Origin of the sequence: Enterobacter sp. KBR-315C3_2022, from assembly GCF_041399425.1 — a bacterium.
In the GTDB taxonomy this organism is placed as follows: domain Bacteria; phylum Pseudomonadota; class Gammaproteobacteria; order Enterobacterales; family Enterobacteriaceae; genus Enterobacter.
Genome location: NZ_JBGKEB010000008.1, coordinates 196908 through 208583, shown reverse-complemented (window position 1 = coordinate 208583; position 11676 = coordinate 196908). Strand labels below are relative to the sequence as shown.

The following is an 11676-nucleotide window of genomic DNA, read 5'->3' as shown; positions in this document are numbered from 1 at the left end:
CCGTGCGCCTCGCCCCGGCCTACGGTCAACGCCTCAGCGATTTTCAGCCGGACCAGGGGACCGCTGTAAGTCTTTTATTATCCTGTAATTTTTTCATTGCTTTAAGAGCAAGAAAATTACTGGGGAACCCTCAGCCTATGGGGAGAGGGTTAGGGTGAGGGGATAACCTCAGCGTCTCACCGGCGCGCCATTCGCCACATAATACGCCGCGGTGCTCTTCGCCAGCGGCTCGCGCCCGCGAATGGCATCGGCAATTTTCTCGCCGATCATGATGGTGGTGGCGTTCAGGTTGCCGGTGATGATCTGCGGCATGATCGACGCATCCACCACGCGCAGCCCTTCAACCCCGTGAACGCGGCCCTCGCCGTCGACCACCGCCATCTCGTCGCTGCCCATCTTGCAGGTGCCGCACGGGTGGAAGGCGGTTTCGGCGTGGTTACGCACGAACTCGTCCAGCTGCTCGTCGGTCTGGCACTCGGCGCCGGGACTGATTTCGCGGCCGCGGTATTTGTCCAGCGCGGGCTGGTGCATGATTTCGCGGGTGATGCGGATCGCGTCGCGGAACTCCTGCCAGTCCTGCTCGTGGGACATGTAGTTGAACAGGATCGCCGGATGCTGGTGCGGATCGCGCGATTTGATGCGCACGTGGCCGCGGCTCGGCGAGCGCATGGAGCCGACGTGGCACTGGAAGCCGTGCTCTTTTACCGCGTTCGAGCCGTTGTAGTTAATCGCCACCGGCAGGAAGTGGTACTGAATGTTCGGCCACTCGAACTCCTCGCGGCTGCGGATAAATCCGCCCGCCTCGAAGTGGTTGCTCGCGCCCACGCCGGTGCCACCAAACAGCCATTCCGCGCCAATCTTCGGCTGGTTCCACCACTGCAGGGCAGGGTAGAGGGAGACCGGCTCCTTGCATTCGTACTGGAGGTACATCTCCAGGTGATCCTGCAGGTTTTCGCCCACGCCCGGCAGATCGTGGACCAGCGGGATATCGAACTGCTTCAGCAGCTCCGCGCTGCCCACGCCGGAGCGCTGGAGGATCTGCGGAGAGGCGATGGCCCCCGCGCACAGCAGGACCTCTTTGTTTGCCGTCGCTTTTGACGGAATAGTGCTTTCCCCCTCCAGCCACTCGACGCCCACCGCGCGCTTGCCGTCAAATATGATGTGATCGGTCATGGCATGGGTGCGGATGGTCAGGTTCGGGCGCGGCTTCGCCTGGTCCAGATAGCCGCGCGCGGTGCTGGCGCGTCGGCCCTGCGGCGTCACCGTGCGGTCCATCGGGCCGAAGCCTTCCTGCTGGTAGCCGTTGAGATCCTCGGTGCGCGGATAGCCCGCCTGCACGCCTGCTTCCACCATCGCCTCAAACAGCGGGTTAACGCCCGGTTTGGAGGTGGTGACGCTCACCGGACCGTCGCCGCCGTGGTAGTCGTTCGGCCCCACGTCGCGGGTCTCCGCCTTGCGGTAGTAGGGCAGGCAGTTGAGGTAGCTCCAGTGCTCCAGGCCGTCTTCCTTCGCCCAGTTGTCCAGATCCATGGCGTTGCCGCGGATGTAGCACATGCCGTTGATCAGCGACGAACCGCCCAGCCCTTTACCGCGTCCGCACTCCATGCGGCGGTTGTTCATGAACGGCTCAGGCTCGGTTTCATACGCCCAGTTGTAGCGCTTGCCCTGCAGCGGGAACGCCAGCGCGGCGGGCATCTGGGTGCGAAAATCCATGCGGTAATCCGGACCGCCCGCCTCAAGCAGCAGCACGGTGGTGTTCGGATCTTCGGTCAGGCGCGTGGCCAGCACGTTGCCGGCAGAGCCGGCGCCAATAATGATGTAGTCAAATTGCAAATAAACCTCCCGGTTAAAATATGGACTGGAATTTACCCATCTCAACCTGGATGGACTTCACCTGGGTGTAGCTTTGCAGCGTCATCACCCCGTTCTCGCGGCCAATGCCGGAGTGTTTGTAGCCGCCCACCGGCATCTCGGCGGCGGATTCACCCCAGGTGTTGATCCAGCAGATGCCCGCTTCGAGCTGGTGAATGGCGCCATGCGCGCGGTTCAGATCGGCGGTGACGATGCCTGCCGCCAGGCCGTAGTCGGTGTCGTTGGCGCGGCGAATCGCTTCTTCGTCGGATTCGTAGGTGAGGATGGACATCACCGGCCCGAAAATCTCCTCGCGCACGATGGTCATCTCGTCGGTGCAGTCGGTGAACACCGTTGGAGCCACCCACGCGCCGCTGTCAAAGCCGTCGCCCTTCAGCGCGTCGCCGCCGCACAGCACGCGCGCGCCTTCCTCTTTGCCTTTGGCGATGTAGCGCAGCACGCTGTCGCGGTGCGGGAAGCTGACCATTGGGCCGAAGTTGGTGTTTTCATCGAACAGATCGCCCGCGCGGATGCGGCCCACGCGCTCAACGATCTTCTGCTCAAAAGCGGCTTTATGCTTTGCGGGCACGAACACGCGGGTGCCGTTGGTGCACACCTGGCCGGAGCTGAAGAAGTTGGCCATCATGGCGATGTCCGCCGCCAGATCCAGATCCGCGTCGTCGAAGACGATCAGCGGGGATTTGCCGCCCAGCTCCATCGTCACCTCTTTCAGGGACGAGGCCGCCGAGTTCGCCATCACCTTTTTGCCGCTGGCAACGCCGCCGGTGAAGGAGACTTTGGCAATGCCCGGGTGTTCGGTGAGGAACTGCCCGGTCTCCGCGCCCACGCCCGGCAGGACGTTAAACACCCCGTCCGGCACGCCCGCTTCGGTGTAAATTTCGGCAAGCTTCAGCGCGGTGAGCGGCGTCACTTCGCTCGGCTTGAAGATCATCGCGTTGCCCGCCGCCAGCGCCGGCGCGGATTTCCACAGGGCGATCTGGATCGGGTAGTTCCACGCGCCGATGCCCGCCACCACGCCCAGCGGCTCGCGGCGGGTGTAGACGAACGAGGTGTCGCGCAGCGGGATCTGGCTGCCTTCCAGCGCCGGGATCAGCCCCGCGTAGTACTCCAGCACGTCCGCGCCGGTGACGATATCGACGGTTGAGGTTTCGGAAAACGCTTTACCGGTATCGAGGGTTTCGAGCTTCGCCAGCTCGTCGTTGCGCTCGCGCAGGATATCCACGGCGCGGCGCAGGATGCGCGAGCGCTCCATGGCGGTCATCGCCGCCCAGATTTTTTGCCCGCGCTGTGCGCTTTCTACGGCGCGATCGACGTCCTCGCGCCCGGCGGCCTGTACGGTCGCCAGGACTTCACCGTTGGCCGGGTTGATGGTCTCGAAGGTGCGACCGCTGGTGGCCGATGTATAACCACCGTTGATATAAAGCTGCTGTTCTGCCATTCGGGACATAATTTCTCCTCGGTTAATCGGTCGGTAAATGCTGGCTGATAAAGTGGCCGGTAATCGACTGGGCCAGCGTTTTGTCCAGCGGCCTGCCGCTCAGCGCGGCGCGCAGCCACAGCCCGTCAATCAGCGCGGCGAGCCCGTAGCCCGCCTCCTGCGCCTGTTCGCGCGGCAGCTCGCGGCGAAACTCGCTCACCAGGTTCGACAGCAGGCGGCGGCTGCTGACCTGCTGCAGGCGGTAGAGCATCGGCTGGTGCATGCTGCTCGCCCAGAAGGCCAGCCAGGCCTTCATCGCCGCGCTGCTGACCTGGGTTTCATCAAAGTTGCCGCTGACGATTGCCTGCAAACGCTGTTCGGCACTGCCGTGCGGTAAGGCGTGCAGACGGTTCAGCACCGCGTCGCGCAGCTGGCCGGTGATGTCGCGCATGGTCGCTTCCAGCAGGCCGTTTTTGTCCTTGAAGTAGTGACTGATGATCCCCGTGGAAACGCCCGCCCGACGGGCGATCTGCGCGATCGTCGCGTCGTGCATTCCCACTTCATTTATTGCTTCCAGCGTGGCGTCGATAAGCTGCCTGCGCCGGATCGGCTGCATCCCCACTTTGGGCATTTTTGCCACTCCATTCATCAGCGTTGGTAATACATTAAAGCGGTTTTTGATTGGACGTTCAATATAAAATGTGTCTTAATTGTTGCGGATTTGGATTTTAATAGTTGCAAAAACAGTGGGGATACTGGATGACAGACCTTTCACAAGACAGAGAAAAAGACAAAATCAACCCGGTCGTTTTTTACACCTCCGCCGGGCTGATTTTGTTGTTTTCCCTGACGACGATCTTCTTTCGTGATTTTTCCGCCGAGTGGATTGGGCGCACCCTGAACTGGGTGTCGAAGACCTTCGGCTGGTACTACCTGCTGGCGGCGACGCTCTACATCGTCTTCGTCGTCTGCATTGCGTGCTCGCGCTTCGGCTCCGTGAAGCTCGGGCCGGAGCAGTCCAAGCCCGAGTTCAGCCTGCTGAGCTGGGCGGCGATGCTGTTTGCCGCGGGCATCGGCATCGACCTGATGTTCTTCTCGGTGGCCGAGCCGGTCACGCAGTATATGCAGCCGCCGGAAGGGGCGGGGCAGACGATGGAGGCCGCGCGCCAGGCGATGGTCTGGACGCTGTTCCACTACGGCTTAACCGGCTGGTCGATGTACGCCCTGATGGGGATGGCGCTGGGATACTTTAGCTATCGTTATAATTTGCCCCTCACCATCCGCTCCGCGCTCTACCCGATCTTCGGCAAAAAAATTAACGGGCCGATTGGCCACAGCGTGGATATCGCGGCGGTGATCGGCACCATTTTTGGTATCGCGACGACGCTGGGGATTGGCGTGGTGCAGCTCAACTACGGGCTGAGCGTGCTGTTTGATATCCCGGATTCAATGGCGGCGAAAGCGGCGCTGATTGCGCTGTCGGTGATTATTGCCACCATTTCGGTGACCTCCGGCGTGGACAAGGGCATCCGCGTGCTCTCCGAGCTGAACGTCGCGCTGGCGCTGGGCCTGATCCTGTTCGTGCTGTTTATGGGCGACACCTCGTTCCTGCTCAACGCGCTGGTGCTCAACGTGGGCGACTACGTGAACCGCTTTATGGGCATGACGCTGAACAGCTTCGCCTTCGACCGCCCGGTAGAGTGGATGAACAGCTGGACGCTGTTCTTCTGGGCGTGGTGGGTGGCGTGGTCGCCGTTTGTCGGCCTGTTCCTGGCGCGCATCTCGCGCGGGCGCACCATTCGCCAGTTCGTGATGGGCACGCTGATTATCCCGTTCACCTTTACGCTGCTGTGGCTGTCGGTGTTCGGCAACAGCGCGCTGCACGAGATCATTCACGGCAATGCGGGCTTTGCTCAGGAAGCGATGGCGCACCCGGAGCGCGGCTTCTACAGCCTGCTGGCGCAGTATCCGGCGTTTACCTTTAGCGCCTCCGTGGCGACCATCACCGGCCTGCTGTTCTACGTCACCTCGGCGGACTCCGGCGCGCTGGTGCTGGGCAACTTCACCTCGAAGCTGAAGGACATCAACAGCGACGCGCCGAACTGGCTGCGCATCTTCTGGTCGGTCGCCATCGGCCTGCTGACCCTCGGCATGCTGATGACCAACGGCATTTCGGCGCTGCAAAACACCACGGTGATTATGGGGCTGCCGTTCAGCTTCGTGATCTTCTTCGTGATGGCCGGGCTGTATAAATCGCTCAAGGTAGAGGACTATCGCCGCGAAAGCGCCAGCCGCGATACCGCCCCGCGCCCGCTGGGATTGCAGGACCGCCTGAGCTGGAAAAAGCGCCTCTCGCGCCTGATGAACTACCCCGGCACGCGCTACACCAGGCAGATGATGGAAACGGTCTGCTACCCGGCGATGGAGGAGGTGGCGCAGGAGCTGAAGCTGCGCGGGGCTTACGTCGAGCTGAAAAGCCTGCCGCCGGACGAGGGCGAGAATCTGGGGCACCTGGATCTGCTGGTGCACATGGGCGACGAGCAGAACTTTGTCTACCAGATTTGGCCGCAGCAGTATTCGGTGCCCGGGTTTACCTACCGCGCGCGCAGCGGGAAATCGACCTATTACCGGCTCGAGACGTTCCTGCTTGAGGGAAGTCAGGGTAACGATCTGATGGACTACAGCAAAGAGCAGGTGATCACGGACATTCTCGACCAGTACGAGCGCCACCTGAACTTTATTCACCTCCACAGGGAAGCGCCGGGCAATAGCGTTATGTTCCCGGATACCTGATTCCCTTCAAACATTTTCCGTTCCTCTGCGGGCAAGGTTGATAGTCAACCTTGCCTTTTTTTTACCTGCGTGATGCAGCGGTGATTATTGTTAATTTGCGTTGAGAAAATTGATCTGGGAAGGGGTTTTAATTCAATTATATGATTTTGTTAAGATTATTTTGCTTTTTGGAAGCGCCTGGAATGTTTCAAGTGTAAAGAAGGTTCAGCGTTTGTCAGTTTTCATTTGGGAAAATCGCAAAAGATGTCATGAAAAATCCTAAATTAACCCTATTAAGACTAGGTTTAACAGGGCTGAGATATCTTTGTAACTCATTGATTATAAAATAATGTTTATTTTTTGTAGGTTTTTTTACTAATCATACGTAAATTTTAGATAGATATATTGATGTGAATTTTTTGTTTCGCAATGCGGTTATAAAAAACATAAATGCAACATTTGTGTTTTTAAACTTAATAAAACGTGTTAAGTGGATTTTTGTGTCGCATTGAGTGTGTATGGTAGTGATTTGCTTTAATAAATTAGTCTCATTGTCACATTTTCTCCATTTTAATAACATTTCAGTGCATCAGATGAACACCGAAACCCTTTCGAATGGAGAAGACGCCGACATGGAAATGAGAACGATAAACTTCTAAGGAGTCTTTGTGCCTTTTGTCTCTGACGAGCTTCTGTATGGATACACGATTTTCCATCATCTTGAGTATCGGCTTTCAACCAGAACGCTTATCAACATCAAGAATGGACGTATTAAAAGATTCGGCACGACGAAAGCGAGACTGTTCGAGTATCTCCTGGCGGGGATGGATAACGAAATTGTTTACGATAATGACATCATCATCCACGTGTTCGACGATTATGGACTCCGGTGCTCGAAATCCTACTTGTTGTCCATGATGAAGAAAATTCAGAACGCGTTTAATACCGTGGGCTTTGAACGGTACCCTTTTACAAGAGCGTATGGGAAAGCGTACAAAATCGACCGCGGTTCGTTAGAACGCATATATGTTGTCAAACCTTCTTCACAATGACGATGATAAATTTCAAAAGGAATGAATTTTGACGGCGCTATTAGTTTTCTCCCGAAACTTTGCCATGAGGCAGGCAATTAAATCATTGAACTCAGGCAGCAGGGAAATATTTTATTTTGACAACCGGCTGGAGTTTTTAGTCAGCGCGACCATTCTGGATAAGTCCTACATTCTCATCGATACCATTGGAGAAAGTAGCGAGAATATCCGCTGGCTCTATTACCGGCTTGCGGCGAGAGGGTTATTGCGCCTTACCTATTTTATTGCGCCCGAGGATAATGCGGAGAACGGATTTTTAAAATTCTTCCGCCTTGTCACCACGCTTAAGGATCTCAAGCAGCTGTGCGAGCGCGCCTCTAAGCATCGGGCGACTGAAAACCCCTGCGTATTAAAAGACGTGCTGTATCAGAGGCTGTCGACGCGGCTATCGGACGATCATTTAAACTTTCTCCTGAAGGTTTATGACAAATCGACGAGCCAGTGTCGAATTAAAAATAAATACGAAATTAACAAAAATTACTATGTCAGAAATCGACTGGCGTTAGGCAATGGTCTGGAAATGAAACAGCTTATTTTACTTTTATCATCGCAAAGCCTGAGGTGTTCATAGCAAAACCACGCCTGATTACCGCCTCGAACGAAAAAAATTAATTTAGCGGCCCAGTTCCGCTCTTCCTGCGCAAAAGCGAATTTTGCGCAGATACCTTCAATCCTGAGGATATATAGCTATGCAAATGAAGTTAAGCAGTGTCATTCGAAATATGGTCGCGGCAGCAGCCGTTTCTGGAATAACGTTTGCCGCCAGCGCGGCCGACGGACAAATCAACTTTACCGGCACCATTCTGGATTCTGCCTGTACGATTGATACCAACACGGCGAACCAGACCGTTAACCTCGGCAAAATCCCTAAGAGCTCGTTTAACGCGGCCGGGGCCGTTGCTGCCGCAACCCGCTTCAGCATTGTGTTGAACAACTGCCCTGCGGCCGTCACCTCTGCCTCCGTGAAGTTTGACGGCACGGCGGACAGCAGCGACACCAACATTCTTGCGCTGAACAGCGGTCAAACGGCGAAAGGCGTCGGCGTGGCGTTCTATGAAGAGGACGGTATCACCGCGATCCCGCTGGCGACCCAGTCTAAGAGCATCACCCTCGACACCAGCGCAGGCGAAGAGCCCGCCAACAGCAACAAGATGACCTTCGTGGCGAAATACAAGGCGACGCAGGCTGCCGTGGTGGCGGGTACGGCAAACGCAACGTCAGATTTTACCATTACCTATCAGTAATACGCCGGGCGTACCTAAGGTGCGCCCCGTTGTTTCCTGCCGGAATATCGGGGAAGTATGATGAGTCAACTTATTCGAACGATTGTATTATTAGGCGCTTGCCTGCTCTCCATTCCTGGACAGGCCAGCATCACCGTTGGCGGAACGCGCTTAATTTATAATGGAGCTGAAAACGAAGCCTCACTTCCTGTGAGTAACAGCAAGGATGCTGTTCCTTATTTAATTCAGTCATGGGTTGAATTAAGCGAAAATTCGAAGGAGCAGGTTCCTTTTATCGTCACGCCGCCGTTGTTTCGCCTCGACGGTGGCCATGAAAATACGCTGCGGGTCATTTATACCGGCGAGAAGCCGCTGCCTGAAAATCGCGAATCCGTTTTCTGGCTTAACGTAAAGTCTATTCCCTCCATGACCCGGTCAGATGAAAACCGTCTGCTTATTGCCGTGAAGACGCGCATGAAGCTTTTCTACCGGCCTGCGGCCCTCTCGTCGGAAAACGCGGCTGAGGCATGGGCGAAATTAACCTTTGAGCCGCGCGGCGACCGTCTGGTGATAGCGAATCCGACGCCGTTCTACGTTTCTCTTTATTCATTAACGGTTGGCAATAAAACGATCGCGCAGCCGCCCATGATTTCGCCCTTGAGTTCCGTAACGGTGGCCGGGAGTGGAGGGCAGGTGGCGTGGAAAGCCATAAATGATTTTGGTGGCGTAACGACAGAAAAGCGCCAGATGCTGAAATAAAAAATATTAACAACACGCTATGTCACTCGCGCAGGTAAGCAAAGTGAATATTGTTTCTTATTCTCGATATGGTTTTTTCTCTGGCTCGTGGCCTCACCGCGTCAGTCGACTTTCGACGATAGCGCTTTTTATTTCGGGCGTATTTCCCGCAGCCGCGGGCGATCTCTATTTTATGGCCGATGCGCTTGAAAAAATGCACTCTACGTCTCAGGAGATCGATCTGGGCCGCTTCGAGCGGGGCGAGCAGTTGCCCGGCACCTACAGGGTGGAAATTTGGCTCAATGAAAATTATATCCGAACGGAAAATATCTCTTTTGTACCTGTAAACGGCGTCGGGCTGGCGCCGGAGCTTAACCGCGGCGAGCTGGAGTCGCTCGGCGTCAGGGTTAAAGCCTTTCCTGAATTAGCGATGCTGCCGGGCGAGACCATTATTACCGATCCCGGCGCATTTATACCGGATGCCACCGCCCGCCTGGATTTTGACCGGCAGAGGCTGGATATCTCCATCCCGCAATCGGCGCTTAACGCGCGGGCGCGCGGCACCGTCGATCCGGCGCTCTGGAACCAGGGCATTTCTGCGCTGCTGGTCAATTACAGCATCAACGGGTCGCGCAGCTGGAGCCGGGGCGGCGAGACGCAGGATCAGCTCTACACCAACCTGCAAAGCGGCATTAACGTGGGGCCGTGGCGCCTGCGCAACTACAGCACCGCGACGAAGAACAACGGAAAACAGTCGTTTTCGTCACTGAATACCACCCTGAGCCGCGACGTGCAGTTCTTGCGGGGGCAGTTCCAGGTGGGGGAAACCAGCACCCCCGGCGACGTGTTTGACAGCGTGATGTTTCGCGGAGCGCAGGTTTTTTCCGATGACACCATGCTGCCGGAGAGCATGCGCGGCTTCGCCCCCATCATTCGGGGGATCGCCCGCACCAACGCCACGGTCACCGTGAAGCAAAACGGCTATACGGTCTATCAAACCTACGTGGCGCCCGGCAGCTTTGAAATTCGCGATCTCTATCCCACGTCGGCGAGCGGCGATCTGGACATTGTGGTCACCGAAGCCGACGGCAGCGTCCAGCATTTCGTGCAGCCTTTCTCTGCGGTTCCGGTCATGCTGCGGGAAGGGCGCGTGAAGTATGCGCTGAGCACCGGGGAGTACCGCACCACGAAGCACGGCGCGCAAACGCCCTCATTCGGCCTCGGCACGCTGGCCTATGGCCTCTCCAATCACCTCACGCTGTATGGCGGCGTTCTGGGGGCGAGCAACTATACCTCCGGCGTGCTCGGTACCGGCCTCAGCTTTGGCGACATTGGCTCGCTGTCGGCGGACGTTACCGTTGCCGATAGCCAGCTCGATGATGAGAAAAAGCGCCGCAGCCGGGGGCAGTCCTATCGCGTGCAGTATTCGAAAACGGTGGCCACCACCGACACCACGGTGACGCTCGCCAGCTATCGCTACTCGACGGAAGGGTTTTATACCTTTCAGGAAGTGAATGAATTTAGCAGCCAGCGCTACAACAAGCGCAGCCGACTGCAGCTCAACCTCAGCCAGTCGCTGCAGAGCTGGGGAAACTTTTATATTTCGGCCTATCAGCAGGACTACTGGAGCAAGCGGGGCTATGAGCGCAACGTCAGCACCGGCTTTAACACCAGCATCAGCGATGTCAATTACTCGCTCGGCTACACCTACAGCGAAACGCCGGGCAAAGACCGCAAGGACCAGATCCTGGCCTTCAGCCTGCAGGTGCCGCTGAGCAAATGGCTGCCGCAAAGCTGGGCCAGCTACAGCGTGAATATGCAAAAGAATGGTCCGGAGACGCATCAGGTGGGGCTGAGCGGCACCGCGCTCGCCGATAACAACCTGAGCTACCTGGTCCAGCAGGGCTATACCTCGTCGGGCGGGGAGTCGAGAAGCGCCCTGAGTGGAACCTACAAGGGCGGCTACGGCACCGTGAGCGCGGGCTATAACCACAGCCGACAGAACAGCCAGCTGAACTTTGGCCTGCAGGGGGGGATCGTCGGCCATGAGCACGGCGTGACCTTCTCGCAGCCGCTGGGAGATACCGTTGTGCTGCTGGAAGCGCAGGGCGCGCCCGGCGTGCGGGTGCGCAACAACCCCGGCGTGAAAACGGACTGGCGCGGCTACGCGGTGGTGCCCTATGCCAGCGCCTATCAGGAAAACCGGATTGCGATAGACACCGGCTCGCTGGGGCCGGACGTGGATGTGGCCGAGTCGGTGGTCAACGTCGTGCCGACGCGCGGCGCGGTGGTGCGCGCGACGTTCAACGCGCGAACCGGGTACCGGGCCTTAATCACGCTGCGGTATCAGAACTCGCCGGTGCCCTTTGGCGCGATGGTCACGCTCAGCGGTAGCGATGCGATGAGCATTGTGGGAAGCGACGGCGAGGTTTACATGAGCGGCCTGAACGACGGCGACGGCTTAACGGTACGCTGGGGGGCGAAAACCTGCCGCGCCAGAATAACCCTGAATGCCCTACCGGGGAAAATTCAGCGTACCGCCGCGGCGTGTCGTTAAATTTCT

Annotated in this window: 8 protein-coding genes; 5 read left to right on the top strand and 3 right to left on the bottom strand. The window is 57.3% G+C overall.

The window, feature by feature from the left end; all coding sequences use genetic code 11:
- Positions 1–168 precede the first annotated feature (168 nt).
- From betA to betI, 3 genes are read right to left on the bottom strand one after another with little or no spacing between them, the layout of a single operon-like run.
- Positions 169–1833, bottom strand: a complete 1665-nt coding sequence (betA, locus tag AB8804_RS11245; RefSeq protein WP_371186025.1) for a choline dehydrogenase — start codon at positions 1831–1833, stop codon at positions 169–171.
- A gap of 13 nt (positions 1834–1846) precedes the next feature.
- Positions 1847–3319 (bottom strand): betaine-aldehyde dehydrogenase, encoded by a 1473-nt coding sequence (gene betB / locus AB8804_RS11240; RefSeq protein ID WP_371186023.1) that lies wholly within the window; start codon positions 3317–3319, stop codon positions 1847–1849.
- Positions 3320–3332: 13 nt separating this feature from the next.
- Positions 3333–3920 carry a transcriptional regulator BetI gene (betI, locus tag AB8804_RS11235; protein WP_371186021.1) on the bottom strand — a complete coding sequence of 196 codons (588 nt, stop codon included), beginning with the start codon at positions 3918–3920 and terminating at the stop codon, positions 3333–3335.
- Positions 3921–4048: 128 nt separating this feature from the next.
- Here betI and betT point away from each other — a divergent pair, with 128 nt between their 5' ends.
- The 5 genes from betT (at position 4049) to AB8804_RS11210 (ending at position 11670) form a co-directional block, all read left to right on the top strand.
- Positions 4049–6082, top strand: a complete 2034-nt coding sequence (betT, locus tag AB8804_RS11230; protein WP_371186019.1) for a choline BCCT transporter BetT — start codon at positions 4049–4051, stop codon at positions 6080–6082.
- Positions 6083–7141: 1059 nt separating this feature from the next.
- Complete coding sequence (locus AB8804_RS11225) at positions 7142–7723, top strand: hypothetical protein (RefSeq protein WP_371186016.1); 582 nt, start codon at positions 7142–7144, stop codon at positions 7721–7723.
- A gap of 118 nt (positions 7724–7841) precedes the next feature.
- A complete protein-coding gene (locus tag AB8804_RS11220; protein WP_371186014.1) occupies positions 7842–8396 on the top strand; it encodes a fimbrial protein in 555 nt (184 codons plus the stop codon).
- 57 nt (positions 8397–8453) lie between these two features.
- Positions 8454–9134 (top strand): molecular chaperone, encoded by a 681-nt coding sequence (locus AB8804_RS11215; protein ID WP_371186012.1) that lies wholly within the window; start codon positions 8454–8456, stop codon positions 9132–9134.
- Positions 9135–9306: 172 nt separating this feature from the next.
- Complete coding sequence (locus AB8804_RS11210; protein WP_371186010.1) at positions 9307–11670, top strand: fimbria/pilus outer membrane usher protein; 2364 nt, start codon at positions 9307–9309, stop codon at positions 11668–11670.
- The last annotated feature ends 6 nt before the right edge of the window (positions 11671–11676 follow it).